This is a genomic window from Halopiger thermotolerans (genome assembly GCF_054654555.1).
Genome location: NZ_BAAIEU010000004.1, coordinates 1,863,832 through 1,890,808 on the forward strand (window position 1 = coordinate 1,863,832; position 26,977 = coordinate 1,890,808).

22 protein-coding genes are annotated in these 26,977 nt (G+C 67.9%); 8 read left to right on the forward strand and 14 right to left on the reverse strand.

Translation table 11 applies throughout. From position 1 onward, the window contains the following. Positions 1-46 precede the first annotated feature (46 nt). Positions 47-3,124 (forward strand): DUF1508 domain-containing protein, encoded by a 3,078-nt coding sequence (locus tag ACYQ26_RS17115; protein ID WP_459810094.1) that lies wholly within the window; start codon positions 47-49, stop codon positions 3,122-3,124. 52 nt (positions 3,125-3,176) lie between these two features. Here ACYQ26_RS17115 and ACYQ26_RS17120 read toward each other — a convergent pair whose 3' ends face one another. The 3 genes from ACYQ26_RS17120 to ACYQ26_RS17130 all read right to left on the reverse strand — a co-directional run bounded on the left by ACYQ26_RS17120 (position 3,177) and on the right by ACYQ26_RS17130 (position 6,263). Continuing rightward, positions 3,177-4,295, reverse strand: coding sequence for a glycosyltransferase (locus tag ACYQ26_RS17120; RefSeq protein WP_459810095.1), 1,119 nt, complete (start codon positions 4,293-4,295; stop codon positions 3,177-3,179). Continuing rightward, positions 4,296-5,348 carry a glycosyltransferase family 4 protein gene (locus tag ACYQ26_RS17125; RefSeq protein WP_459810096.1) on the reverse strand — a complete coding sequence of 351 codons (1,053 nt, stop codon included), beginning with the start codon at positions 5,346-5,348 and terminating at the stop codon, positions 4,296-4,298. A 63-nt stretch (positions 5,349-5,411) separates the two neighbouring features. Next, complete coding sequence (locus tag ACYQ26_RS17130; protein WP_459810097.1) at positions 5,412-6,263, reverse strand: hypothetical protein; 852 nt, start codon at positions 6,261-6,263, stop codon at positions 5,412-5,414. A 422-nt stretch (positions 6,264-6,685) separates the two neighbouring features. Here ACYQ26_RS17130 and ACYQ26_RS17135 point away from each other — a divergent pair, with 422 nt between their 5' ends. Together ACYQ26_RS17135 and ACYQ26_RS17140 are read left to right on the forward strand one after the other, a co-directional pair. Beyond that, complete coding sequence (locus ACYQ26_RS17135; RefSeq protein WP_459810098.1) at positions 6,686-8,083, forward strand: arylsulfotransferase family protein; 1,398 nt, start codon at positions 6,686-6,688, stop codon at positions 8,081-8,083. Between the two features lie 62 nt (positions 8,084-8,145). Then, positions 8,146-8,598, forward strand: a complete 453-nt coding sequence (locus tag ACYQ26_RS17140) for a metal-dependent hydrolase (RefSeq protein WP_459810099.1) — start codon at positions 8,146-8,148, stop codon at positions 8,596-8,598. 85 nt (positions 8,599-8,683) lie between these two features. Here ACYQ26_RS17140 and ACYQ26_RS17145 read toward each other — a convergent pair whose 3' ends face one another. Continuing rightward, complete coding sequence (locus tag ACYQ26_RS17145) at positions 8,684-9,205, reverse strand: DedA family protein (protein WP_459810100.1); 522 nt, start codon at positions 9,203-9,205, stop codon at positions 8,684-8,686. A gap of 71 nt (positions 9,206-9,276) precedes the next feature. Next, positions 9,277-10,296 (reverse strand): lysylphosphatidylglycerol synthase transmembrane domain-containing protein, encoded by a 1,020-nt coding sequence (locus ACYQ26_RS17150; protein WP_459810101.1) that lies wholly within the window; start codon positions 10,294-10,296, stop codon positions 9,277-9,279. 117 nt (positions 10,297-10,413) lie between these two features. Between ACYQ26_RS17150 and ACYQ26_RS17155 the strand changes: the two genes are divergently transcribed. Continuing rightward, complete coding sequence (locus ACYQ26_RS17155; RefSeq protein WP_459810102.1) at positions 10,414-11,976, forward strand: sulfatase; 1,563 nt, start codon at positions 10,414-10,416, stop codon at positions 11,974-11,976. Between the two features lie 98 nt (positions 11,977-12,074). On the opposite strand, the gene ACYQ26_RS17160 is transcribed toward ACYQ26_RS17155, so the two are convergent. From ACYQ26_RS17160 to ACYQ26_RS17185, 6 genes are all read right to left on the reverse strand, one after another. Further along, positions 12,075-12,938, reverse strand: coding sequence for a phosphatase PAP2 family protein (locus tag ACYQ26_RS17160; RefSeq protein WP_459810103.1), 864 nt, complete (start codon positions 12,936-12,938; stop codon positions 12,075-12,077). A gap of 506 nt (positions 12,939-13,444) precedes the next feature. Then, positions 13,445-14,290: an aldo/keto reductase gene (locus ACYQ26_RS17165; RefSeq protein WP_459810104.1), complete on the reverse strand. Its 846-nt coding sequence runs from the start codon at positions 14,288-14,290 to the stop codon at positions 13,445-13,447. 114 nt (positions 14,291-14,404) lie between these two features. Continuing rightward, entirely contained in the window at positions 14,405-15,478 is a 1,074-nt protein-coding gene (locus ACYQ26_RS17170) for an alpha/beta hydrolase fold domain-containing protein (RefSeq protein ID WP_459810105.1), read from the reverse strand. A gap of 192 nt (positions 15,479-15,670) precedes the next feature. Continuing rightward, entirely contained in the window at positions 15,671-16,459 is a 789-nt protein-coding gene (locus ACYQ26_RS17175; RefSeq protein WP_459810106.1) for a VOC family protein, read from the reverse strand. Between the two features lie 96 nt (positions 16,460-16,555). After that, positions 16,556-18,241, reverse strand: a complete 1,686-nt coding sequence (locus ACYQ26_RS17180; RefSeq protein ID WP_459810107.1) for a Na+/H+ antiporter NhaC family protein — start codon at positions 18,239-18,241, stop codon at positions 16,556-16,558. Positions 18,242-18,377: 136 nt separating this feature from the next. Then, positions 18,378-19,490 (reverse strand): OBG GTPase family GTP-binding protein, encoded by a 1,113-nt coding sequence (locus ACYQ26_RS17185; protein WP_459810108.1) that lies wholly within the window; start codon positions 19,488-19,490, stop codon positions 18,378-18,380. Between the two features lie 212 nt (positions 19,491-19,702). Between ACYQ26_RS17185 and ACYQ26_RS17190 the strand changes: the two genes are divergently transcribed. The 3 genes from ACYQ26_RS17190 to ACYQ26_RS17200 all read left to right on the forward strand — a co-directional run bounded on the left by ACYQ26_RS17190 (position 19,703) and on the right by ACYQ26_RS17200 (position 22,466). Beyond that, entirely contained in the window at positions 19,703-19,906 is a 204-nt protein-coding gene (locus ACYQ26_RS17190) for a VNG_1110C family protein (RefSeq protein ID WP_459810109.1), read from the forward strand. Between the two features lie 185 nt (positions 19,907-20,091). Next, positions 20,092-22,083 carry a hypothetical protein gene (locus tag ACYQ26_RS17195; RefSeq protein ID WP_459810110.1) on the forward strand — a complete coding sequence of 664 codons (1,992 nt, stop codon included), beginning with the start codon at positions 20,092-20,094 and terminating at the stop codon, positions 22,081-22,083. A gap of 95 nt (positions 22,084-22,178) precedes the next feature. Then, a complete protein-coding gene (locus tag ACYQ26_RS17200; protein WP_459810111.1) occupies positions 22,179-22,466 on the forward strand; it encodes a zinc ribbon domain-containing protein in 288 nt (95 codons plus the stop codon). 93 nt (positions 22,467-22,559) lie between these two features. Here the strand turns inward: ACYQ26_RS17200 and ACYQ26_RS17205 are convergent, their stop codons facing one another. Beyond that, positions 22,560-23,888, reverse strand: coding sequence for a TiaS agmantine-binding domain-containing protein (locus tag ACYQ26_RS17205; protein WP_459810112.1), 1,329 nt, complete (start codon positions 23,886-23,888; stop codon positions 22,560-22,562). 208 nt (positions 23,889-24,096) lie between these two features. On the opposite strand from ACYQ26_RS17205, the gene ACYQ26_RS17210 reads away from it, so the two are divergent. After that, a complete protein-coding gene (locus ACYQ26_RS17210) occupies positions 24,097-25,068 on the forward strand; it encodes a transcriptional regulator (RefSeq protein WP_459810113.1) in 972 nt (323 codons plus the stop codon). A 47-nt stretch (positions 25,069-25,115) separates the two neighbouring features. Here ACYQ26_RS17210 and ACYQ26_RS17215 read toward each other — a convergent pair whose 3' ends face one another. After that, complete coding sequence (locus tag ACYQ26_RS17215; RefSeq protein ID WP_459810114.1) at positions 25,116-25,361, reverse strand: glutathione S-transferase N-terminal domain-containing protein; 246 nt, start codon at positions 25,359-25,361, stop codon at positions 25,116-25,118. Between the two features lie 158 nt (positions 25,362-25,519). Further along, positions 25,520-26,914, reverse strand: a complete 1,395-nt coding sequence (locus ACYQ26_RS17220) for an NCS2 family permease (RefSeq protein ID WP_459810115.1) — start codon at positions 26,912-26,914, stop codon at positions 25,520-25,522. Between the last annotated feature and the right edge of the window lie 63 nt (positions 26,915-26,977).

A 26,977-nucleotide genomic window follows, 5' to 3' on the forward strand; every position in this document is an offset into this window, starting at 1 on the left:
CATAAGCGGTCCATTATTATGGCCTCGGCCGGCCTCCGGAACGGATATGTCAGTCCCGCGCTCCGTCCGCCGACGTCGACGGAAGTCGTCCGACGCCGGCGGGAGCACCGCGGCGTCGACGAGAACGACCCGTGCGCCCAGCGCGCGACGGACCGGGCGCGGCGCGCGAACCGCTCTCGGCGCGGGTCCGACCGTCCTCCTGATCGGCAGTCTCGCAACCGGAACGCTCGAGCAGATCCAGTGGGGCGAACGCGGCCTCGAACTGTCCCCCGCCGCCGCAATCGCGGTCGGACTCGTTCTCTTCGCCGGCGTCGGTGCGGCGGTGTTCTCCCTCAGGAATCGGCACGGACGGGTCGAGGGCGACGACCGGGACGGCCTCGAGGGCGAGACGGAGACCTCGGCGGTCCTCACGGGCGACGCGATCGAAGGGATGCAGGCCGTCCTCCGGCGAGACGGCGGGGACTGGACGTGGCGCGTGCTCCGCCGGGAAGCGCTCGCGGAGAGCCCCGCCGGGGCCCCGACGCAGTCGACGGCGACGGCCCGAATCGAACGGACGCGGGACGCGATCGAAGCGGCGAGTCTCCGGGAGGTGACCGACGCGGCCGTGCGAGTGTACCGGGACGGGAACGGGGACGGCGGTGACGGGGATGACGCTGGCGGAGACGACGACGGCACCTGGCGCTGGTCGCTCGTCCGCGCGGACGGGAGCCGTGTCGCCACTGCGGCCGAAGGCTACGACGACCGCGACGACGCCGACGCCGCGGTGAGTTTCCTGAAAGATCACGGGCCCGACGCGGACGTCGTCGACGTCGAGGCGGCGGCGATTACGATCGCCGAGCGCCGCGACCGGTGGCGGTGGCAACTGGTCGACGACGAACGAACGCCCTTGGCCGCAAGTGCGGACGGCTACGACCGTCGTGCCGACGCCGCGGCGGCGGCCGAGACGTTCGCCGAACGCATCGCCGACGCGCGGGTTCTCGACGTCGAGGCGTTCGGCGTCGAACTCTACCCGCTCGAGGGGGCCGGATCGGCGGTGCGATCGGCGTCGAAAGGGGGAGCGAACTCGGAAGCGGACTCAGAGTCCGAGAGGGGATCGGAAGCGGACCTAGCGTCCGAAGCAGAATCGGAAGCCGAAGCAGAATCGGGTTCAAAACCGGAGCCGACCGCAGAAGAAGCCGACGGCGGGTGGTCGTGGCGGCTCGTCGACGAGGACGGCGATGTCGTCGCCGACGCGACCGTCGCGTTCGAGACGCGATTGGCCGCCGAAGACGCGGCGACGGCAGCGTTGGCAGCCCTCGAGGACGCGGCCGTCACCGACGCGGGGGAGCCGGCCTTCGAGCGATATCCCGATCCTGGTCCCGATCGTGCCGCTGGCGACGGCGACGATGACGGTGACCGTCACCGTGACGGCGACCGCGACCGCCACGGTAACGGCGACGCGTGGCGCTGGCGACTCGTCGACGACGCTGGCCGAACCGTCGCTCGAGCGCCGGTCGCCGCGCCGACGGCCGACGAGGCGGAGCGGGCCACCGACCTGTTCCGCGAGGCGGCGCCCGACGCGGCCGTCCTCGAGATCGACGAGGCGGCGTACGAGGTGTACCCGGACCCCGACGCCGCTCTCGAGGACGGCCGCGCGACGGACATGAGGGCGGCCGATTCCGGCGGCGCCTCGAGAAGCCGCGAGCGCGCCGCGACGGATACCGACGCCGAAACGCCCGCCGTCACCGACGGCGCCGGAACGGCGGGGACCGCCGACGGCTGGCGCTGGCGGCTCGTCACGACCGAACGCGACGTCGTCGCCGAGAGCGCACGAGCGTACGCCGACGCCGAGGCGGCGACGACGGCGCTCGATCGCGTCCGCGAGGAAGTTCGGGAGGCGGACGTCGTCGCATTCGAGACGGCGGCGTTTCGCGTCTACGAGACCGACGACGGCGACTGGCGGTGGCGGCTGCTCGACGCGGGCGGCACCGTCCTCGCCGACAGCGACGGCGAGCACGACTCGCGCAACGAGGCCATCGAGGCGATGCTGACGCTCAAGGAGCGCGCGCCCGACGCCGAGGTCGCGGAGATCGATGCGCCCGCGTTCGAACTGGTCGCCCGCGAGGACGGGGCGTGGTCCTGGCGGCTGCTCGACGCCGCCGGACGGCGCGTCGCCGAGGCGCCGACTCCCTACGCGAGCCGAGCGGACGCTCGAGCGGCGGTGGATCGGCTTCGCGACCGATCGAACGCCCCCGTCCACGCGGTCGAGAGCGCGACGTTCCAGCCCGACGCGACGGACGGCGGGTGGCGCTGGCGGTTCGTCCGCCCGTCGGGCGAGACGCTGGCCGTGTCCGGCGGCGAGTACCCGACCCGGGACGAACTCGTCGAGCGGATCGACGACGTCCGCGAGACGGCGGCCGCTGCCCGGGAGTACACGACCGGCGCGGTGACGGTCCAACTCCTCGGCGACGAGACCTGGCGGTGGAGCCTGCTCGACCGGGACCGGGAGCCGATCCTCGAATCGACGGCGGCGTACGCCGACCGCGAGGCTGCCCGGAGCGTCGTCGGCGACCTCAAGCGGGCGTCGGACGTCCCGGTCTTCGCGATCGAGTCCGACGGGGCCGCGATCTGGCTCGAGCGCGACGGGGACGGCTGGCGGTGGGACCTGCTCGATCGCGACAGGGAGGTCCTCGCGACCGCTGCCGAGACCGCGGACAAATCCGAGACGACGGCGACGATAGAGAGCGTCCGGCGACTCGCGCCGCTCGCCGACCGGATCGACGTCGCCGAGGCGTCGTTCGACGTCGTCGAGCGGGACGGCGGGTGGCGCTGGCGCCTCCTGAACGGGGACGGCGACCCCGTCGCGATCGCCGCCGACGTGACGGAGACGAACGCGGCCGCTCGCGAGGCGATCGCCGACGTCCGGTCGCTCCTCGAGTCGGCGAGCGTCTTCGAACTCGAGAGCGCCGCGTTCGAACTGTCCCGGACGGACGGCGACGAGCCGTGGCGGTGGCGGCTCGTCGACGAGAACGGCGAAACGCTGCTCGAAAGCGCACAATCCTACGAGACGCGCGCGGCGGCCCAGGAGGCGATCGGGGCGCTCAAATCCCACGCTCCGGACGGCGAGCTAACGGTCGCCGAGTGAGACCGCCACGTCACGCGTGACGCCGCATCGCGTCGTTCCGGGCGCGAAAAATTCAGTCCTGTTCCTCGCCCGCGCCGGAGAACTGGCCCTGTCCCTGCCACGGAACGTCGTCGCTCGTCGTCGTCGTCCGCGCTCCCGGCGCGTTCTCGTAGAGCTGCTCGAGGTGGACGAGCGTCTGCTCGACCGAGTACTGCTCGACGGCGCTTCGGGTCTCCCAGTCGGCCGCGAGGCAGTCCTCGATCGCCGCGGCCATCGCCTCGAGGTCGCCGTACTCGAACCGCATCCCGTTTTCGGGGCCGATCGTCTCCTCGAACGGCGGCACGTCGGCGGCGACGACCGGCGTCCCGCAGGCGTTGGCCTCGAGCGTCGACAGGCCCAGCGTGTCTCCCTTCGAGGCCGTCACGAACGCGTCCAGCGAGGAGTAGAAGACCGGCAGTTCCTCCCGCGGGAGGAAGTCCCGCAGCGTCACGTTGTCGGGGGCCGCCGCCTCGAGGTGCTCCCGGCGGGGACCCTCGCCGACGACGACGAACTCGTACTCGGGGAGCTCCTCGGCGACCCGCAGGATCTCCTCGACGTTTTTCTCCATGCTGAGCCGGCCGCTGTAGCCGATGACCGTCCGATCGGGGTCGGGGTACCGGTCGGTTTCGGTCGGCCGGAAGAACTCCATGTCGATGCCGACCGGGAGCTGGACGTGGCTGACGTTGCGCTCGATCCGGTTCGTCGAGGCGGTGACGACGTCGAAGCTCCGCAGGAACGCGGTCTCAGTCGGCACGTACAGCTTCTTCAGCAGCCCCGCGATCGTCCTCGATTTCACGCTCTGGTGGAAGTACTCCTCGATGGGCGTGTGGTGGGTGTAGACCGACGGGATATCGCGCTTCCAGGCGTAGTAGCGGCCGAGCAGGCCGACCGGCGCCGGGCCGTGGCAGTGAACGACATCGAGGTCCGGCAGCGTCGACGGCCGCTTGAACGTCGGAATCCGGTAGCCGGCGTAGAAGGGGTTCGGCAGCGATTGCACGGGAATTTCGCGGTCGTCGGGCTCGTAGTCGCCGTCGGGGTAGACGACGTACACCTCGTGGCCCCGCCGCTCGAGTTCCTCGCGCCAGAGGTCGATCGTGTACGTTACGCCGTCGATCTCGGGGAAGTAGCTGTCGGTGAAGAAGCCGATCTTCATTCAGACCACCTCCGCGTACAGCTGCTCGTACTCCTGTGCGATCGTCTCGAGCGAGAACCGCTCGCTGCGCTCGCGCGCGTTCGCGCCGAGCCGCTCCCGGACGTCGGAATCGCGCAGGCGGTCGATGGCGTCGACGAACGAGGTCGGGCCGCCGTCGGTGGCGACGGTCGCATCGGAGTTCGCGTCCGCTCGCGGTTCCGCCGGCGGACCGTCCGCCCGCGCGACCTTCAGACAGTCCTCGCCGTCCTCGAGCCACGAGAACGTCTCGATGTCTCGAACGACGACCGGTTTGCCGGCCGTCATCGCCTCGAGCAGGGCGATCCCCTCGTTTTCCTCGTGGGTCGGGAAGAAGAAGATATCCCCCGCCGCGTACGCGCCGCGGATGTCGTCGATGAAACCGGTGAAGGTGCAGTTGTCGGGCGAGGAATCGATCAGTCGCTTCGTCTCCCGGCCCTTCAGCGAGCGGTCGATCGGCCCGAACCACGCGAAGTCTACGTCGGGCAGTCGGCGGGCCGTCTCGACGAACGTCTCTAACCCCTTCCGCTTGATCACGTGGCCGACGAGGAAGACGACCGGGGGCTCGAGGTCGTACCGCTCCAGATACTCCTCGCGGAGCGACTCGAAGCCCTCGAGTTTCTCGCGGTCGACGCCGTTCGAGACGACTCGCGTCGGCGTCGCCCCGTCGACGTACCCTTCGATCAGCCCCCGGTTGTAGTCGGAGGGGCAGACGAGCGCGTCGGCCAGCCCGTACGCGCGCTCGAGGTACGGGCGCAGCGGTTTCGCGAGGGCGTTCGTAAATCGGAAGCTGTCGCCGAAGTCCTCGGCGGTCACGTGCGTGTGGGCGACGACCGGCACGCCCCGCTTGCGGGCCCGCCTGGCGTACCAGACCGATCGCGGTCCCATGAGGTTGCAGTGGAAGACGTCGGCTTCGAGGGTCGGCTCGGTGGTGTACTCCAGCTCGAGCCGGTCCAGCATCTTGCGCTGGTGGGCGACGGACTCGCTGATGCCGCCGGTGACGTGCTCCTCGAACTCGAAGTAGTGGCTGATTTTCATGGGATCACTCGCGGTTCGATCGCGCGGCGGTACTCCGCCGTCGCGCACCCGAGTGCGGGCGGACTACTCGACGGTCAACCACGGTACCTCCACGAGCGGCGGGATGTGGGTCTCGATGTGGTGTTCCCAGACACCCTGCTCCCCGAAGGCCTCGCCGTGGTCGGCGGTCACGATGACGTCGCCGTCGAGCTTCGGGATCAGCTCGGCGACCGATTCGAGCGCGATCCGCAGGTTCTCCTCGTAGAGCGCCATGGCGGCGTCTCGCGTCCCGTTCTGCACCAGGTCCTTGGGGTCCAGTTCGAGCCACAGGCCCGCCTTCTGGGCGATCTCCTTGCCGTCGAGGGCGGACTCGATCCTCGGCCGGACGGCGTCGCCGAGCGAGGCGAGCACGCCGTCGTCCCCGTCCTCGCTCTCGCCTTGCTTTTTGATCCCCTTCTGGATCTGCTCGAGCTTTTGTCCCTTTCCGCGCGCGAGGTAGGGCGCGTGGGGTTGCATGTAGTGGATCACCGTCCGCTCGGCGTCGTCGACGATATCGCGGTGCCGTTCGAACGATTCCGCGAGGCTGTCCGGCGGAACCGTGCCGAGGTCGTCGTCCCACCCGTGATCCCAGACGTCGACGACGTCGCTGATGTGGTCGCTCGCGGTCCACTCGTAGTCGCAGCTGGCGCCCCACTTGAGTTCGTTCAGCGGAATCCCGAGGTCGTTGATGAACGGGTTGCCGGAGAAGTACGCGATGTCGTGGTCCCCCGTGAAGGTGCGGTACGCCCACTCCGGCGTCGACGACCCCTTGCTTCGTCGCTTTTCGAGTGAGCCCTCGAGGAACTCGTCGTACACGTCGCTGAACACGTCGTACCGGCACGCGTCCAGCACGAGGCAGTAGTCCCACTCGGACTCGAGAAACCGCTGTTCTTTCATCGGTTACTCGTTCTTTCGATCCGATTCCCATATCTTTACTGGTCTGGACTATCTCGGGATGCTACCTGTTCCCGAACCCGATCCCATCAACGCCGGCGAGCGGGGCAGAGAGCAACTGACGATCGGTTTCGGTACGTTCGACCGACCGACTTACCGGGACGTACATGGGTGCACGCTAAAGAATCCCGCGGGCGGGTCGAGACGCCGCTCGAGGGGCCGCGGTGGCGGGGTCGCCCCCGGACGGTACGTCCGCTCGGTCCGGCCCGATCGCCGTCGGCCGGCGTCCGGAACCGCGCACTCGCTTCTCGGTCCGCGGACGCCGAATCGCCGCCCGCAAGTAGAAAAAACACTAATACCTCGGTCGGGAAACGAACCTCGATGGAAACGCAGCTGTCGCTTCGACGCGCGAGGGTGACCGGACCGTGACCGATCGGTCAATCCCCGCCGGTCACCGCGTGCGGTCGGCGCTCTCGCGGAACCGACTTCGCCTCGTCTTCGTCGCCGTCCTGCTCCTTTCGGCGGGCGTCCTCGCCGTCTCGGCGTCGAACACGCTGTCGACGGCGACCGAGGGCGACGTTCCGGACGCGCCCGAGACGGACAACCACACGGTCGTCACCGAATCGGGTCGCGCCGGGACGATCACCGCGTACGCCCCCGACGGCGAGGTCATCTACTACAACAACTCGCGGACGAAATACTTCGACGTCGACCCCGTCGAGGGCGATCCGCTGACCGTCGAGTACGCCGCGACGGACACGATCCACTCCGAAGGGCCGACCTGTAGCGATCCGCCGTGCACGCGGAACGTCCTCGAGCGGGCCGACTTAGAGACCGGCGAGGTCGAGGTCCTCTACGAGCGCTACGACTACAAGGAACACGCCGGCGAGTGGCACGACGTCGACCGCATCAACGAGAGCCACGTCCTCGTCGCCGACATCGTCGCCGACCAGGTGTTTATCGTCAATACGGAGACGGAGATCGTCGACTGGCTCTGGGACGCCCAGAGCGACTTCCCGGTCGAGGGCGGCGGCCCCTATCCGGGCGACTGGGCGCACGTCAACGACGTCGAGTACATCGAGGAGGGCGTCCACGAGGGCCACGTGATGGTCAGCCTCCGGAATCAGGATCAGGTCGTCTTCATCGACCCCGAGGAGGGACTGCTCGAGGAGTGGACGCTCGGCAGCGAGGACGAGTACGACGTCCAGTACGAACAGCACAACCCCGATTACATCCCCGAATCGCGCGGCGGGCCGGCGATCGTCGTCGCCGACTCCGAGAACGGCCGCGTCCAGGAGTTCCAGCGCGAGGACGGCGAGTGGACGCGAACGTGGCAGTGGGCCGACGAGCAGATCCAGTGGCCCCGCGACGCCGACCGCCTGCCGAACGGCAACACGCTGATCACCGACACCCACGGTAACCGCGTGCTGGAAGTCAACGAGTCCGGCGCGATCGTCTGGCAGGTCGAGTCGACCCTCCCCTACGAGGCCGAACGCCTCGAGACCGGCGACGAGAGCACGGGCGGCCACAGCGCGGCCGCACTCGGCCTCGAGTCGCGGACGGCCGACGCCGCCGCCGACGACGGCGATGGCGGACTCGGCGTCCTCGCCGCGCTCAGCGACGTCGTCGACGCGATCGTCCCCCACCGAATCAAGAACGGGATCCTCTTCGCCGCGCCGGTCTGGATGGGGCGCCTCGAGTTCGCCGTCGTCGGCGTCGCCCTGCTGACGGGGCTGACCTGGACCGGGCTCGAGACCAGGTGGCGCCTTCGCGACGCGGGGATCCGCTTCCGCCGACCCGTCTACCGGCGGGAGGACGACTGACGACCGGCGGCTGACGACTCGATCCCAAGATACGTGACGGGCGGGTTCGAAGGGCCGATACGATGGAGCTAGGGCGGTTCCTGTTTCTCGCCGGCGCGCTGTCCACGCACGCCGTCGTCGGCTACGCCCTCGTTCGCGGGTTCACCGACGCCGATCCGCGGCTCGGCGCCGTGCTCGGTCTCCTCCCCGACGCCGATTTCCTGTTTCCCGCGGCGTGGGGCTGGCCGTTCGTCCACCGGGGGCTCACGCACGCGCCGCTGTTCGCGGCGGCGACGGTCGCCGGCGCGTACGTAATCTATCGGGATCGGAACGTCCCGCTGGCCGTCGGGCTGGCGCTCGGCTCCCACATCGCCGTCGACTCGCTGTCGCCGATGGGGATCCCCTGGTTGTTCCCGCTCGAGGCGAGTCCGAGCCCCGGCGTTCCCGTTCACGGACCGACGGCGACGGTGCTGCTGTGGACGGCGGCGATTGCGATTCTCGCGAGCCGGACCGACGACCTGCCGTCGCTCTCCTGACGAATCGAGCTACCGCGACTGAACTACGACGCGAAAGAGAACTGAACGCCGCTACCGGACGCGAGCCGCCACCGGACGTGAGCGATCACGCGAACAGGTGGCCGCCCAGCAGGTACAGCGCGGCGAGGATCGACTGGAACGAGAGCGAGCCGATCGCCGAAAGCGCGACGAACGATTTCCCGCTCATCTCCGAGAGGCCGGCGGGAATCGTCACCAGCCCGCGGACGAACAGCATCGTGTTGCTCGCCGCGACGGCGAGCCCGCCCCAGCGGTCGAACCAGCCGTCGAACCGCTCGAGCCGCGATTCCGTGACCGGGACCCACCGTTTTTGCAGGACGTACTCCCGGCCGGCCCGGCGGACGAGACGGAACAGCAGGAACTGCCCGACCGTCGTTCCGACGACCGCGACGGCGACGATCGCGACCGCCTCGGGGACGGACGATCCGATCAGCGCCAGCGCGGCCGGGACGACCAGTTCGCTCGGCATGAACCGCAACAGCATCGCCCCCTCGAGAACGCAGACGCCGAGCAATACCGCGTACCCGAACTCCGACGCGAACAGGGACTCGAGCCACGGCGGAACGCTCCCGAGCTGCAGTGCCTCCATCGGTGGCGACTAAGACGGCGCGAACGTAAGCGTTGTTGCTTCTCGCAGTGCGGCCGATCGCTCGTAGGGCGCTACTCCAACGCGCGGACGCCGAACGCCGACACCGACACGCCGCCGATGAGCAGCGGCATCCAGTAGATCGCACCGCGGAAGATGAGGACCGCGGCGGTGATCACCGACGCCTCGACGCCGGTCGTCGGCACGAGCAGCGACACGAACGCGGCCTCGATGCCGCCGAGGCCGCCGGGCAGCGGCGCCGCGCCGGCGAGGTTCGCGAGCGGAATCGCGAATATGAGGACGTACACGGGAACGCTCTGGCCGAGCGCGGCGAACGCCGCCATGAGCGCGGCCGTCTGAAAGAGCCAGCCGGCCAGCGACAGTCCGACGACGAGCCCGAGGCGCCACCGATCCGTGCCGACGCGCTCGATGTTCTCGAAGAACCGTTGGAGCCGATTCGAGAGGTTCGCCTCGAGCTGGTCGGCGTCGAACCGCTCGATGCCGAGCAGGCCGAGGCGGGGTGCGACGATGGCGGGCAGTCGATCGATGACCCGCTGTCGGTACCGCCAGACGAGCGCGATTCCCAGAACGATGCCGGCGATCAGGACGACCGCCGTGCCGACGGCGTTCTCGAGGCGCTCGCCGAGAGCGGTGGTCGTCGCGTAGTAGCCGACGCCGACGAGGACGAGCGAGATGGACGGAACGACGTTGAGAACGTCGACGCTCGCGATGCCGACGAGGCCGGTCTCGTAACGGGATTCGGACACCTTCGAGATGAGTCCCGCCGCGACCGGTTCGCCGCCGGCCTGACCGAACGGCGTGATGTTGTTGGCGAAGACGGCGCCGGCGTAGACGAGAAACGCCGTTCCGACCGATACGTCGACGCCGAGCGCCGCGAGGACGGTTCGAAGCATCAGGCTCCAGGCGAACAACCAGCACAGCCCGAGTGCGAACGTAGCCGCGACCAGCGTCGGCTCCGCCGACAGCAGCGATCCGATGACCCGCTGAGCGCCGACGAGAAAGAGAAGCACCGCAAACACCGCGATCGTCGCGAACGCGCTGAGCAACAGCACGCGCCGGTTTCGCTCGTCCATGGATCATATGATTCGTTCGATGACTTGAAACGTCTGATTATCCCCGAGCGTACCCGGCGGGACGGGGAGTGGGGCGCTTCAATCGTTTTATTTAGGTTGCCCCTCTGCCATCCGGTAATGGACGAGAGACGCCAGTCGAACGTACTCTTCGTCGTTCTGGACACGGTCCGGAAGGACCGCCTCGAGCCGTACGGGTACGATCGGGCGACGACGCCGACCCTCTCGCGGTTCGCCGAGGACGCGACCGTCTTCGAGTCGGCGGTCGCGCCGGCCCCGTGGACGCTGCCGGTCCACGCCTCCCTCTTTACCGGCCTGTATCCGAGCCAGCACGGCGCCGATCAGGGGAGTCCGTACCTCGACGACGACGTGACGCTCGCGTCGATCCTGTCGGCGGCCGGCTACGAGACGGCCTGCTACTCCTCGAACGCCTGGATCACGCCCTACACCGGCCTCACCGACGGCTTCGACGCACAGGACTCGTTCTTCGAGGTCCTCCCCGGAGACGTGTTCTCGGGCCCGCTCGCCAGCGTCTGGCAGACGATCAACGACAACGAGTACTTACACGAACTGGCGTCGAAACTCGTCAGGGTCGGCGCGATGGCCCACTCGAAACTCGCCAGCGGCGAGAGCGCCGACTCGAAGACGCCCTCGGTGATCGACCGGACCCGGTCGTTCATCGACGACAGCGACGGCGACGAGGGCTGGTTCGCGTTCGTCAACCTGATGGACGCCCACCTGCCCTACTACCCGCCCGAGGAGTACCGCGAGGAGTTCGCTCCCGGCGTCGATCCCGACGACGTCTGCCAGAACTCCAAGGAATTCAATTCGGGCGCGCGCGACATCGACGACGAGGAGTGGGACGCCATTCGGGGACTCTACGACGCCGAAATCGCCCACATGGACGCCGAGCTCGGCCGGCTGTTCGACTGGCTCCGCGAGACCGGGCAGTGGGAGGAGACGACCGTGATCGTCTGCGCCGACCACGGCGAACTCCACGGCGAACACGACCTCTACGGCCACGAGTTCGCCCTCTACGACGAACTCATCAACGTGCCGCTGCTCGTGAAACACCCGTCGCTCGAGGCCGATCGGCGCGACGACCTCGTCGAGCTGCTCGACTGCTATCACACGGTGCTCGACGCGCTGGACGTCGATCCCGACGACGCGATCGACGCCGAGGGTCGCGTGACGCCGTTCGACCCGACCCGCTCGCTGCTCTCGAGCGAGTACCGCGCCTTCGAGGCCGCGGCCGAGCCGGATCCGGGGCAGCGCGCCGTCCGCGACGGAGACGGGGACTACGCCTTCGTCGAATACGCCCAGCCCGTCATCGAACTCCACCACTTAGAACAGAAGGCGAGCGACGCGGGGATCGACCTCCCGGACGATCACCGCGCGTACTCGCGGCTGCGCGCGGCCCGCAGCACCGACGCGAAGTACGTCCGCGCCGACCGAATCCCCGACGAGGGCTACCGGCTCGACGAGGACCCGAACGAGAACGCTCCGGTCGATCCGGCCGAGGACGAGGTCGTCGCCGCCGCCGAAGCGGCGCTGGCCCGCTTCGAAACGGCCGTCGGCGGCGCGTGGGACGACCCGAACGAGACGGCCGGCGACCGGGAGGCCCTGGCGGACGCCGGCGAGGAAACCCGCGACCGACTGCGCGAACTCGGCTACCTCGAGTGAGGCGGTCCTCGAGGACGGTCTGCTCGCCGACGCCGGGCCGCGATTGCGGCGTCGGCGAACCGCGACGCGACGCCGGCGTCGAACGATCCTCGCCGTGATCAGTCGTCGACGTTCGTCTCCGAAGCGATACCATCCTCGAGTTCGTCGGCCGGCGGAGCGGCGGACCGCGTTCCCTCCACGCGCTCGACGAGGCGTTCGGCGGCGGCCACGCTCCAGACGGCGAGCAGGACGCCGGCGACGACGTCGATCGCCCAGTGGATCCCGAGGTACATCGTCGAGAAGACGACGCTCGAGGCGACGGCCGACGCGATCCCGAACCACAGGCGATGGGCCGCGCGGGACCGCCACGCGAACAGCACCACGACGACCGCCAGCGACGTGTGCAGCGAGGGGAACACGTCCGTGTTCGCCGAGACTGCCGCGGTGAGCTCCTGCGTTTGCGGGTAGATCTGGTACATCAACCCGTCGACGGACGGGAGGTGATTGCGCGGGCCGTAGGCGATAAACAGCGTGTAACAGAGCGAGCCGACCAGGTAGTTGAGCAGGTACGCGACGAGAAGCGCCTTGAGTCGACGCTGCAAGCCCGAGACGAAGTACAGGATCGGCGCGGTCACCAGCAGGTACGGAAACGCGAACATGTACATGGCCGAGAAAAAGCCCACCGTCGCCTCGGGCACGACGTCCTGCACGACCGCGACGAGGTCGCCCTCGACGGCGTAGATCGCTGCGGTGATGTCCCAGTCGATCGCGTGGGATATCCGGAGACTGAGTCCGTGCGTCGCTCGTTTCGCGACGAAAAACAGCGCCGCGAAGCCGAGGTAGGGGGCGACGTCGAGGAGCCGCGGCCGAAACTGGACTCTCGTTCGGCGAACGTCGACCCGATCGAGACAGAGGGCGCAGGTGCCGACGAGACCGATGCAGACGGCGAGCGACGTGAGGGCGACGACGAGTGGTAGTGCCATCGTTCTTGGAGGGGAGTCCGGGATTTCGAACGGCTACGGTTTACGGAGCGGGTGCCGTGTCGGCGGCTTTCGGCCGGTCGTTCGGTCGAACGAGGGGTGCAGCCGACGGTCGCCGAAACGACGGTCGGTTGACACCAACCTTCGTATCGTACCGGGCTCGCTCATCCGTTGATAATCTTACGAAAAGTGAGTCTCCCGTATGGTCGTATCCGTTCGTTTCACTGTCTGCAACGCCATCCGCAACGCCGGGATCGATTCCCGATTTCAGGCGGCGAGTTCCGTCCCGTCGTTCGACGGCGACAGCCGCCGCCGTCACGACCGCCCGGACGGCGTTCGACTCGACCGACCGCAACGCGGCTGTCGCTCGCGGGCTCCGCCGCCTTCGTCGGCCGGTCGCTGCTCGAGACGATGCGCGTGACGGCCGTCACCGCCGAATCGGTGCGGTCGATGCTCGACGCTATGCTCGTAGTAGCGGACTCGAAAAACGGAATTCGGATGTTTCCGCGTTACTCCGGGATACCCCAGACCTCGTCGTCCCAGTCGCGGGACGGGAAGTCGTAGACCGGCTGGTCGCGGTCGCGCTCGTCGAGGCGCCGGCGGTCGTCGTCGGACAGTTCCCAGTCGAACAGATCGAAGTTCTCCGCGATGTGTTCGGGGCTGGTCGAGCGCGGGAGGACGACGACGTCGCGATCGACCGCCCATCGGAGGACGATCTGGGCGGGCGACTTGTCGTACTCCTCGGCCAGCTCCTGGACGACCTCGTCACCGAAGACGTCCGTGCGCCCGAGCGGGGCCGCGGCCTCGATGACGGTGTCGGTCTCCCGGCAGTAGTCGACCAGATCGGGCCGTTGGAGCCACGGGTGGAACTCGATCTGGTTGACCGCGATCGGCACGTCCGCGACGTGCTGGGCCGCGCTCAGTTGATAGGCGCTGAAGTTCGAGACGCCGACGTTTCGGACGAGCCCCTCCTCGTGGAGCCGTTCCATCGCGTGCATCGTCTCCCGCAGCGAGATCGCGGGGTTGGGCCAGTGGATCAGGTACAGGTCCAGATAATCCGTCCCCAGCTTCTCGAGGCTCTCCTTACAGGACGCGATCACGTCGTCGTAATGGAGGTTCTTGGCGAGGACCTTCGAGGTGAGAAAGAGGTCGTCGCGATCGACGTCGGCGTCGGCGAGGACCTCGCCGATCTCCGCCTCGTTCATGTAGCCCTCGGCGGTGTCGATGTGCGTGTAGCCCGCCTCGAGGGCGGCTTCGACGGACTCCTTGACGGTCTCGCCCTCGAGTTCCCACGTGCCGAAACCGATCGTCGGCAGTTCGTCGCCGCTCGGCAGGGTCTTCGTTGGGACTGTCATCACCGATAGATCGTGCGACGAACCCAATAGTTCTGCTGAAAGGGGCAGTCCGGCAGGCATTTCGCTCCTCGCAGTCACGCCTCGCCGTCATCTCGTCGAAACGGCACGACCGCGCTATCGGAGCGTCTCCGCGAGGAATTCCCCGATGGCGTCCGGCCCCGCAGGCGGTCGCTCCGCGAGCAGGACGTTCGAGTCGTCGCCCGCCTCGAGGTGCGCCGTCGCCGTGACGCGCTGTGCGGGCTGGGTCTCCTCGAGGACGCTCATCGCCGTCCGCTCGGAGTCGGCGCCCCAGACGTGGCCGAGGTCGTGCAGTTCGTAGAACGTCGCCGCAACCCCGACATCGCGCAACGCGTCGAACAGGAGTCGACTCTGCTCGACGGACACGAGCTGGTCCCGGCGCCCGTGCATGAGCAGGAACGGCGGAGCGTCCGCGGTCACGTACGTGATCGGACTCGCGCGTCGCGCCTTGTCCTGGTTCTCCGAGACCGGGTCGCCCAACAGGAGCGACTCGAGCGATTCCTCGCCGCCCGGCAACTCGAGCAGGTCGTGGATGCCGTACCAGTCGACGACGGCCTGCACGGCTCCCGACTCCTCGGGCGCGACTTCTTTCGCGACGGCCTCGTCCGGGTACACGTCGCCGGCGATCTCGGTGACGTCGTCGACCACGCCGGCCAGCGCCGCCAGGTGCCCGCCCGCGGAGGAGCCCCACGTCGCGACCCGCTCCCCGTCGAACCCGTACCCGTCGGCATTCGCGCGCAGCCACCTGATCGCGGCCTTCACGTCGACGATCGGATCGGGGAAGACGCCCCGCGGCGTCGGGTTCTCGGGATCGACGTCGAACGGCAGGTCCGCGTCCGCCGGGACTTCCGCCAGCCGGTAGCTGACGCTGGCCATCGCGCAGTCCCACTCGGCCGCGAACCGCTCGAGGTCGGGCGCGTTCTTCCGGGTCTCGAAGACCCAGCCGCCGCCGTGGACGTAGACGACGAGCGGCGTCGGATCGTCGGTCTCGGGTTCGGGGACGTAAAGATCGAGTTTCAGTTCGCCGGCCTCGCGCTCGGCGTAGGTGACGTCCTCGTAGGCCGCGACCGACACCGATTCGTCGACGTCGTTCGACGCACCGTCGTCCGTTCCCGTCTCGGTCGCGGATGCGGGGTCGTCGATCGTGTTGGAATTCGAACAGTCAGCCATTACGGCCGATTCGATCGCAGCCGGCACGCCTAAGAATTTCCGTCTCGGCACGCTCGTCCGGTTTCCGCGGTCCGCCGTCGTCGCGTCCACCGCGAATTCGACGGCGACCACCGTCTCCGGTAACCCGCCGTCACAGAAATCGTTCGGGAGGCGTTTGCAGCGAACCAGCGAGGCCTAGCCGTCGTTGTGGCCTCAGAACGGGAACAGCGAGTCGGCCTCGAGGTCGCGCTCGATCAGTTCGATCTCGTGGCCGTCCTGATCCTTCGTGAACGCGTACATGTTGTCGTTGCTCTCGGGGTCGCGGTAGTCCTCGGCCCCGCGCTCGAGGAGTTGGTCCCAGTCGTCCTGCAGGTCGTCGACGCGGACACAGAGGTGCCCCCAGGCGTCGCCCTGCTCGTAGCTGCGGCCGTCGTAGTTGTAGGTGAGTTCGACGGACATCGCCTCGTCGGGGGCGTCGCGGGGCTCGACGAAGTAGTTCGCGAAGGTGTCGGCCTCCCAGCGGCCGACCTCGTCGTACTCGAACTTGCGCGTCCAGAAGCCCAGCGCCTCGTCGGCGTCCTCGACGCGGATCATGGTGTGGTCGATCGACCAGAGCGCGCCCGTATCGCGCTGGACGATCTCGACCTCGTGGCCGTCGGGGTCCTTGACGAACGCGTAGTCGCCGCCGCAGGACTCGGGGTCGCGGTAGTCCTCGACGCCCTCGTCCATCAGCTGCTGGTAGTAGTCCTCGAGTTCGCCCTCGGGGACGCGGACGGCGATGTGGCCCCAGGCGTCGCCCAGTTCGGGCTCCTCGCCCTCGTTGTGGGTGATCTCGAGCATGGCGCCGTCCTCGTGCATGTCCTCGGGACCGAGGTAGACGATGGTGAAGCCGTCGCCCTCGTGGCGATCCTTCTCCTCGTAGTCGAGGTGGGTCTGGTACCAGTCGAGCGACTCCTCCAGGTCGGCGACGCGAATCATCGTGTGGTCGAGGATTCCGTCCATACGCGAAACATCGCCTGCGGACCGCAAAAACGTGGCGGAGGCGGCGAAGCGGCCCTAGTCGCCGCCGAACTCGGAGTCGGATTCGGTCGTCCCGTCTCACTCGCGCTCGGGTGCCGGTTCGGATTCGGGACCGCCCTCGAGCGCCTCGCCCTCCGCGGCGCTCGGCTGGATCCCCCGCCGCGCCGCGTCGAGTTCGGAGAGGCCGTAGACGAGGCCCGTCAGCAGGACGACTCCCAGCGGCAGGAAGACCAGCGGCGAGACGCCGAGGTAGCCGTTGAGCAGGTAACAGACCACGACCACGACCATGACGGTCGCCGCGTAGGGCAGTTGCGTGCGCACGTGGTCGATCAGGTCCGCGCCGGTGAACGTCGCGGACAGCACCGTCGTATCCGAGATCGGCGAGGCGTGATCGCCGAAGATCGCTCCCGAGAAGACGGCGCCGACGATGACCGGCATGGCGTCGAACCCGCCGGTGAGGTCGTAGGCCAGTTGGATCGCGATCGGCGTCACGATCCCCATCGTCGCCCACGACGACCCCATCGTGAACGCGATGAAGGCGGCGGCGAGGAGGACGACGATCGGGAGCGCGGCGGCCGGTACGGCGTCGCCGACGAGGTTCGTGACGTAGGTCCCCGTCCCGAGCGCCTCCGCGACGCTGCTGATCGTCCATGCGAGGACGAGGATCGTGACCGCGGTCAGCATGAGCCGGAAGCCGTCGAGGACGGTGTCGACGGCGGTGCCGAGATCGAAAAGGTCGTAGGCGACGCCGATCGCGATCGCGGTCGCGACCATCGCGAACGAGCCCCAGACGAGCGCGCCGGCGAAGTCGCCGGCGCCGACGATGTCGACGAAGACGGGGACGAGTCCGTCCGCGGCCGCCGCATCTCGAACGGCGGTCGGCGCGCCGGCCTCGGCCTGGGTCGCGGTCCAGGACTGGTAGCCGGTCCAGAACGCGCCGGCCAGCGTGACCGCGACGAGCACGACGACCGGCGCGAAGAACGTCCGCAGCATCGGGCGCGTTTCGATCGGCGCGCCGAGATCCTTCTCGACCTCCTGGAGCGGCTGGGCGTCCTCGCGGCTCACCTTCCCGGTCGACCGGGCGCGGTGTTCGGCCGCGAGCATCTCGCCGTAGTCGCGGCCCGTGTAGACGATCAGCCCGACCATCACGATCGCCAGCAGGGCGTACGTGTTGTACGGGATCGACCGCACGAACGTCTCGAAGGCCGTCGGCGCGCTCTCTCCCGCGCCGAGACCCTCGTAGGCGTCGCCGATCAGCGAGAGCTGGAAGGCGACCCAGCTCGAGAGGGCGATCGTCGCGACCGGAGCGGCCGTCGAGTCGACGATGTAGGAGAGCTTCTCGCGGGAGATGCGCAGTTGGTCCGAGATCTCGCGCATCGTCGAGCCGACGATGGCCGTGTTGGCGTAGTCGTCGAAGAACATGGCCATCCCGAGGAGCCAGGTCGTCACGCCGACGGTCCGCTGGGTCCGGAGCCGGGCCGTGGCCCACTCGCGGACGGCGGTCGCGCCGCCGAGGCGCCAGACGAGCGCGACGCCCGAGCCGAGCAGGAGCGTGAACAGCAGGATCTGGACGTGGAAGCCGTCGTCGGCGATGATCGCGCCGACGATCCAGTCGAACGTCTGTGCGATGCCGAGCCCCCCAGTGTAGATGACCGCGCCCGACCAGATACCGAGAAACAGCGACAGCATCGGCCGGCGGGTCGCGATCGCGAGGCCGATCGCCAGCAGCGGCGGCACGAGCGACAGTGCCCCGAATTCGGACATACCTGGTCACTCGACTGAGCAAGCGGATAACCCTGACCATTCCGGCCGCAGCGGGACCTTCACTGCGGGTTATACGATCGGACGGAACGTAGAAGACGGGGTCGTGAACGGCTCGGAGACTGCCGACCCGCCCGACTCAGCGCCGGAGGATCAGCTTCAGCACGTCCTCGTCCTCGAGAACGTGGTCCGTCCCGACCTGCTGTTCGTCGTGGGTCGCGCTCGGGCCGGTGACGCGGGCGAAGCGGAACCGCTCTTCCATCTCGCCGCCGAGTTTCTCCAGGGCCTCGCCGACGGTCGACCCCTCCTCGACGACCAGCGGCTCCTCCCAGTCGACGCCGCGGCCGGGTTTGTCCATGTAGACCCGAATGAGCCCGAGGTTCTCCCAGATCCGGTCCTTCAGCGCCTCGAGGCCCTTCTCCTTCGCGGCGCTGATGAAGGTGACTTCCTCGGGGTCTAAGTCGCGCTCGCGGAGCTGCTCGTCCACCGTTTCCTTGTAGTCGGGCTCGATGAGGTCGACCTTGTTGACGCAGGTGATCGAGGGGATGTACTCGCGGTTCTCCATGAGGCCGTCGACCAGCCGGTCGATGGTGACGTTCTCCTGCAGGTTGACGTCGGCGTTGACGTAGCCGTGCTCCCGGAGGACCTGCTTGATCGTCTCCTCGTCCAGGTCTTGGTCGGTGCTCGAGGTGATCTTGATCCCGTCCTTGTGCTTGGGGCGGACGGTGACCTTCGGCGGCTCCTGGTCGACGCGGATGTTGATGTCGTAGAGCTCCTCCTGGAGCCGGTCGTACTGCTCGATCTCGAACACCGAGAGGACGAACACGATCAGGTCGGCGTTGCGCACGACCGCGAGCACCTGCTGGCCGTCGCCCCGGCCCGAGGCCGCGCCCTCGATGAGGCCGGGCACGTCGAGCATCTGGATGTTCGCCCCGCGGTGCTGGAGCATCCCGGGGTTGACATCCAGCGTCGTGAACTCGTAGGAGCCGGTCTCGCTCTCGGCGTTGGTCAGCGAGTTCAGCAGCGACGACTTGCCGACGCTCGGGAATCCGACCAGCGCCACGGTGGCGTCGCCGTGTTTCTCGACGGCGTAGCCGCCGCCACCGCCGGAGCCCGACTGCTGTTTCTCGAGCTGTTCTTTCTTCTCCGCGAGCTTCGACTTGAGCCGGCCGATGTGGGCCTCCGTCGACTTGTTGTAGGGCGTGTTGGCGATTTCTTCCTCGATCTCCTCGATCTCCTCCTCGAGCCCCATTTGTCCGTATCCAACCGCCCGCGCCGAAAAACACTTTCCATGCGGGCCGCGGGACGCATCCGACGATCCCGACTGGGGCGTGCGGATCGGCGCCGACCGAGTCTGCGCGGAACGGCCAGGAACGCGCGTCCTCGGCGCCGTAAATCCATCATTACCGATGCAAACGGACTTCGATACACATAAACGCGGAGCCGAGCAACTCCGAGTCGGAGATGCCGGATCCGGCGCGACTGCGCGACAGCACCCAGATCGTCCTCCCCCGGGAAACGCTCGAGGGCGTCGAGGCCCAGCTCGAGGAACGGTTCACGGTGACCATCTTCGACGAGGGCGAGGGGTACTGTCGCATCATCGGCAGCCCCGTCGAGATCAAGGCGGCGAGCGACTTTCTCGTGCGCCAGGGCGTCAGCGTTTCCTGACGGCCCGACCGCGATCCGTCGCTTTTCGCGTCTCAGCGTGTGAGCCGCGCAATCGGACGTCGGGCGTCGCTAGGTCCGTCTGTTCTCCCGTCAGCACACCGGCACAATCACCCCGACTGATGATATTCTGCCGAAGAAATCGAGTTTGAATGTTTATATATAGGGGCTGAGAACGGAGAGAGCACATGTCTACGGAGACGAACGATACGGGAACGGTGACGGGACGGCGCTCGCTGCGAGCGCTCGGCCTGTCGGTGCTCGTGGTGCTTTCGGTGCTTGCGACGAGCGGTCTGGCCGGGGCGACGACCCAGGCCGGTCCGGATACCGATTCGGACTCGCTCGAGAGCGCGGACGAACTGTACCTGAACGACGACGGGAGCGGCGTCCTCGTCTACGCAAACAACGAAAGCGACGTCGAGGAGTATCGAATCGGCGCCGACGTCACCCGGGGACTGGCCCACGTCCTCGTCGCCGACGACGTCGAAGACGGCGAACTGAACGGCGCCGAAGGGAACTTCAGCGCCGTCCTCGAGGACGACATGTTCTCGGCCAACGGCGCGCTCACGATGGAGCAGCCGCCGGAGGTCGAAGACCTCGACGTCCAGATCAGCGGCGAACGAAGCGCCGAGACCAACGAGTTCGACGCGGACGTCTACGCGCTGCTCGGCAGCGGCGAGACGGGCGACGTCCAGCGGCTTTCGTCGACCCAGCAAGCGTCGCTGTTCGAGACCGCACGTACGTCCGGGACGGTCGAGACGACCGCGAATTCGTTCCGGACGTCCGGCAACGTGAGCGTCGACTTCGGCTCGAGTCCGATGGCGACGGGCGACGCGCCCGAGGAGACGCTCGCGTTCGAACTAACCGAAACCGAGAACGGCTACGAAGTCGAGGCCAGCGAGCGCCAGACCGTGCAGGCGTTCCTGTCGGATCCGACCGAAAAATGGGGAACCAAAGCCGACGCGAAGGCGACGCTCGAGGAGCGATACAGTTCCCTCGCGGACGATCTCGGCGGTGACGTGACGGTCGAGATCGACCACCACAACTTCGAAGAACAGGGCGCCAACACCTACTGGAAGGAACTCGACTACACGATCACCTACGAGGGGATCGACCGACTCGCGGACAACCTCGCCGATCAACTCGCCGACGATCCCTCGACCGACCTCGAGCGCGAGGAGGCCGAAGAGATCGCCGAGCAGGTGACCAACGTCGAGATCGAGACGGTCCAGTTCGACTACGCCTCGAGCAGCGAGGGGATGGATGCGACGTGGACCGCCGAAATCAACGAGTACGCGCCGCTTCTCAAGTCCGCCGTCGAACTCAGTCAGGCTTCGATGGCAGAGATGAACGGAACCGAAGGCGAGGACGCGCTCAGCGAACAGCTCTCCGAGTTCGACACTCGACTCGAGGCCCAGCAGGCTGCGGATCTCCGCTCGACCGTCGAATGGGACGCGCGCGCGGCCTACACCGACAACAACCGAGTCGAAATCGAGGCGACGGCGAGCGGCGACACGGAGAACTACGACGCATATACGGACGAACTCGCCGACCGCGGGATCGACATGGGCGACGAACGCGTCGTCTTCGATTTCAGCGCCACCACCACCGACGATGGCAGGATCAACGTCGACGGCGACGTGGAGATCGGCACGGCTGATCTCGCCCAGACCGCGATCACCTCGTTCGCGGATTCGATCCGTCAGCAACAGGACGCCGACCAGCTTGGAACCTTCGCGTCCGCGCTCGAGGAGTCCGAACTCGAGATCGCGAAGGTCGACCTCGACTTCGACAACGAGACCGTCGAACTTGAGGCCGGCGCGAAATTCAACAGCACGGAGTCGCTCCTCGAGGACGGGATCCTCGGCGAGAACGTCGCGCTGACGCAGATCGCCGGCGGGAGCGAGGACGGCGGGACCTACGTTTACGTCGAGGACCCCGAGGGCGAGGAACTCGATCGGGACGCGCTCGCCGAGCGGGGGCTCATCGACGACGACACCGAGGTCTACGAACCCGGTGAGGGCGACCGCGACTTCCCCGAGATGGACACCGAAGCGGCGACGAACTACCTCGGCCTCGAGGCCGACGGCGGCGACGGCATGCCCGGCTTCGGCCCGGCCGCCGGGCTGATCGGCGGCGGTCTCGCCGTGGCGCTGCTCGCGGCGCGCCGCCGCGTCTAACGGCGACCCCGTCACCCCGCCGCATTGGGGACGGATGCGATGCGAATCGGGCGGGGAAATATTCAAGTCCGAGTCGAAACTAGATTCTAGTGCGTATGGAGCCCACAGCGGTGCTCTACGCGATGCTCCTGCTCGGACCGATTTATATCGTCGGCAGCTATCTGTTCGCCCGGTACCGGGTCGCGCGATCCGGCGCCGACGCCGACGCTGCGGGCGAGGCGGACGACGCGGTCGACCGCGATGCCGGCAACGTCACCTGCCCCAACTGCGGGGCCGAAAACGAACTCGGCTACACGTACTGTTACAACTGTATCGGCGAACTGCCGGGCGGCGTCTCGACGGCGACCTCGAGAGCGCGTCCTCGCCAGCGGGGGATCCGCTAACGCGGCGCCGCCGGCGTCGGACCGACCGTCTGCGCCACCCCGACCGGCACGGCGATGAACCGCCGTCGGTACCCGGTCGTCCGTCCCGCGGCGCTACCGCTCGGGATGCGTCGGCGCGTCGAACCCGCCGCGGATCAGCGGTTTCGCGATGTGGCGGCGGGCACACGGCGGCACCTCGTACCATCCCTCCTCGAGATCGCGCTCGAGGGGCACCGCCTCCTTCCCGGGTGCGGTCGTTCCGCAGTCCCGACAGCGATACCCCTGATCGCGGCCGGCGCTTTCCATTCGACGGTCGCAGTCCGGACAGGTCGGCGTCACCTGTTCGGTCGTCACGAGGTCGCGAACGGCGAACTTCTCGAGTTTGAGCGTCCCGCGCGAGACCTCGCCGCAGACGGTGAGCCGATCGCCGACGCGAAGCGATCGAACCCGATTGCGGAACCGTTTGGTCGGTTCGAAGGCGGCACACTCGAGGCGGGCGTCGGAGTCGCCGCGTTCGGTCTCCTCGTCGGAGCCGGCCGCCGCGGTTGGCGCTGTGATTTCGAAGAAGACGTGGCCGCCGCGTCGCGTTTCGGGGCTCGTTACGACCCTCCCATCGAGCCGATAGGCGCGGCCATCCCGAACCGCATCGATCGACCCGTCCTGCAGGTGGACGTCGGTGCCCTGGTTCGTGACGAACAGCTGGCTCGAGTCGACGGGTTCGCTCTCGATGCGGTCGGCGACGGCCCGGACGGCGTCGGGGTCGTCCCCGCGGATACCGTGGAGGATCGGCCCGGGGGTGTGGGGGACGCAGACCGTCTCGTTTTCACCCCGGTCGACCGTGTCCCAGACCTCGGGGTAGCCCCAGTCGGCCGCCGCGAAGACGCTCTCCGGATCGACCTCGCGCGGCGTTCCCCACCGATCGGGCTCGCGGTAGGAGATGTACTCGTAGGTCCACTCCTCGAGGGCGCGCCAGGCGCCGACGGCGGCCAGCGCGCCGATCCGGCCGCGGCCGTTGCCGGCGCCCCACGCGCGATAGCCGCGGCGCTCGAGGACGGCGGTCGCGTCCTCGAGTGCGAGTTCCTCGCGGATCGCGCGGCGAGTAAACGCGGCGACGTCCTCGGGAATCGAATCGTCCCCATCGGCATCGGGACTGACGTCCGCCACCACCAGCCCCGGATTCGTCCGCTCGTCGGCCGTCTCGGCGAGCGTCTCGAGGTGCTCGCGCGCGATTGCGAACGCGCGGTCGGGATCGCAGTTGGCGTGGATCGCCAGCGCGGCGTTGCCCCGCGTCTTGTACTCGACGGCCGGGTTGAGCCGCACGAGCAGGATCCGGGCGACGGCGGCGCCTTCCCGGCGCAGCCGCTCGGCGACCTGCGCGGCGACGTAGGTCGTGCACATCCCGCGCTCGCGGGAGTCGGTGTCGTCGAGGCCGACGATGGTCATCGGCCGTTCGTAGCGGCGGCGCGGAGTAACCCCTTTCGGGACGTGTAGACGCCGTGACTGGGACTGGTTAGATCCTATAAACCCGCCCGAGGGCGGCCCGTCGATTCCAACTAGTATATAAGTATACTGCCGGTACAGATACGAATCGCTACACGGCGGACGGACACGGGGGAAACGCTCTTATAGCAGGAATTGCTTACATGTCCTTATGTCCCGCTCCGCACTGGTCGGCAACGTTACCGCGATGTTAGAGGACGCGGGATTCGTGGTAAGCGACCGGTGTGCGATCCGTCCGAAGAGCTTCGACGTCGCTGCGCGTCGCGGCGAGGACCTCATTCTCGTGAAAATCCTCGGCAACATCGACGCCTTCAACGAGGAGACCGGTCACGAGATGCGCCGCCTCGGCACCTACCTCGATGCGACGCCGCTGGTCATCGGCCTTCGCAGTCGCGACGAGGATCTCAAACCGGACGTCGTCTACTTCCGACACGGCGTTCCCGTGCTGAGTCCCGACACCGCGTACAACCTGTTCATCGAGGACGTACCGCCGCTGATCTACGCCGCGCCCGGCGGCCTCTACGTCAACATCGACGGCGACCTGCTGGCCGACGAGCGCGAGGACCGCGACTGGAGCCTCGGCCGGCTGGCCAACGAACTCGGCGTCTCCCGGCGGACGGTCTCGAAGTACGAGGACGGCATGAACGCCTCCGTCGAGGTCGCCATGGAACTGCAGGAGATCTTCGACGCGCCGCTTACCAGCCCGGTCAACGTCCTCGACGGGGCCGACGAGGTCCACGAGACCGAGTCGACGCCGGACGATCCCGAGGCCGATCCCGACGACGAACGCGTCGTCGCGGTGCTGACGCGGGCCGGCTACGAGGTGCACCCGACGCTGCGCTCGCCGTTCAAGGCCGTCAGCCGCGACGAGGAGGACGACGACGAGGACGTCGTCCTCACTGGCCACTCCGAGTTCACCAAGGCCGCCGAAAAACGCGCGCGGATCATGAGTTCGATCGGCCACGTCACCCACACGCAGTCGGTCTACGTCGTCGACCGGGCGAAACGCGACTCCGTCGACGGCACCGCACTCGTCGAGCGCGACGAACTCGACGACCTCCGGGACGCCGCGGAGCTGCGGAAGGTCATCCGCGAGCGCTCGGAGCACGAAGAAGCGGCGTAACCTCGGCCCGCGAGTTTCGGCCGTGGAAACTATTCTCGAGCCGCGAGTTACGCGTACGTTTCCTCGAGGTACGCGACGATGTCGTCGCTTTCGGCCATCCCTTCGACGTCGTTGGCCTCGTCGGTGATGACGGGGACGCCAGTCTGACCGCTGACCTCCTGTACCTCGGTGCGGTCCGCGTGGGACCGCGGGACCTCGATCACGTCGTACTCGAGGTCGAGTTCGTCGAGCTTCGAGCGGACTTTCGCGCAGAACGGACAGCCGGGGAGTTCGTACAGCGTGATGTCGGACATATCGGCGCGTAGCCGCGGAAGACGTATCAGCCCACCGGTCGGCCGAGCGGTTGCCGGTGTCTGGCTCTGCGGCTCCGGTCGTCGCGGTCGTCCGCGTCGCCCGCACTGTCCGCATCGTCCGCGTTCGAACGTGGTCGAAACTGAGCCGCAGACCGCCGTCAGAACGAGAGCATGCCGGCCTGCACCGCGAAGTACGTCGCGAAGTAGACGACGAAGGCGGCGGCGAGGGTCCACTGGCCGAGCGAGACGTCGTCGCCCTCGCCCATGGCGGCTTTGACGATCGGGTAGCTCATGATCCCGGCGGCCAGCCCGTTCGAGATCGAGGCGGTCAGCGGCATGACGGTGATAGTCAGTCCGCCGGCGATCGCCCACGCGGGATCCTGCCAGTCGATGTCGGCGACGCCCTGAAGCATGATGATCCCGACGACGACCAGCGCGATGTAGGTCGCGTACTGCGGAATGGCAGTGATCACCGGAACGATCACCAGCGACAGCAGGAAGCAGAGCCCGACGACGAGCGCGGTGAACCCGGTCCGGCCGCCCTCCTCGACGCCGGTCGAGGACTCGATGTAGGTCGTCACCGTCGAGGTGCCGATCATCGCGCCGACGGTCGTGCCGACGGCGTCGGCCATCAGCGGCTTCTCGATCTCCGGCAGATCGCCGTTCTCGTCCAAGAAGCCGCCGATCTGGGAGACGCCGATGAGCGTCCCCGCGGTGTCGAAGAAGTCGACGAAGAAGAACGTGAAGACGACGAGCACGAACACCAGCGGGTCCTCGGTGATCATGCCAAGCCCGTCGATAAAGCCGGCGACAAGCGGCGTGAAGTCGTACTGGACGCTCGTGACGATGCTTCCCTGCGGGGTCAGCGTTCCGGGGGAGGTGACGCCGAGCGCGGTCAACAGCCATCCGGCGGCGGCGGTGGCCAGGATACCGATGACGATCGCGCCGCGAACGCCGCGGGCGTGCAGGACGAGCATCAGCGCGAGGCCGGCGACCGACAGCGCCGCGACGGCGCTCGTCGCGACGTTGCCCATCGTCACGAGCGTCGCCTCGTCCGCGACGACGATCTGCATCTCCTGGAGACCCAAGAAAAGCAGGTAGACGCCGATCCCGGCGCCGACGGCGAACTTGACGGGTTCGGGAAAGAGTTCGATGATGTAGCGGCGAGCGCCGACCGCGGTCAGCAGGATGAAGATGACCCCCTCGACGAAGACCGCCGCGAGCGCCACCTGCCACGGGACGCCGAGTCCGAGGACGACCGAGTAGGCGAAGAAGGCGTTCAGCCCCATCCCGGGCGCGAGGCCGAACGGCCTGTTCGCGTAGAACGCCATCACGAAGATGGCGACCACCGACGCGAGGATCGTCGCGACGGTGATCATCTGCCGGACCTCCGCCGGCTCGTAGCCCTCAAGCGTGATCGCCTCACTCAGGATGATCGGATTGACGACGATGATGTACGACATCGCCAGGAAGGTCGTGATACCCGCGATCAACTCCGTCTCGAGGTCGGTATCGTGCTCGTCGAAGCCGAAGTACCGTTCGATAGCCCCCATATTGGATGCTCGAGCATAGAAAGACGGGTTAGTTAAACGTTCTTGTCCGCGACGACGGCAAAA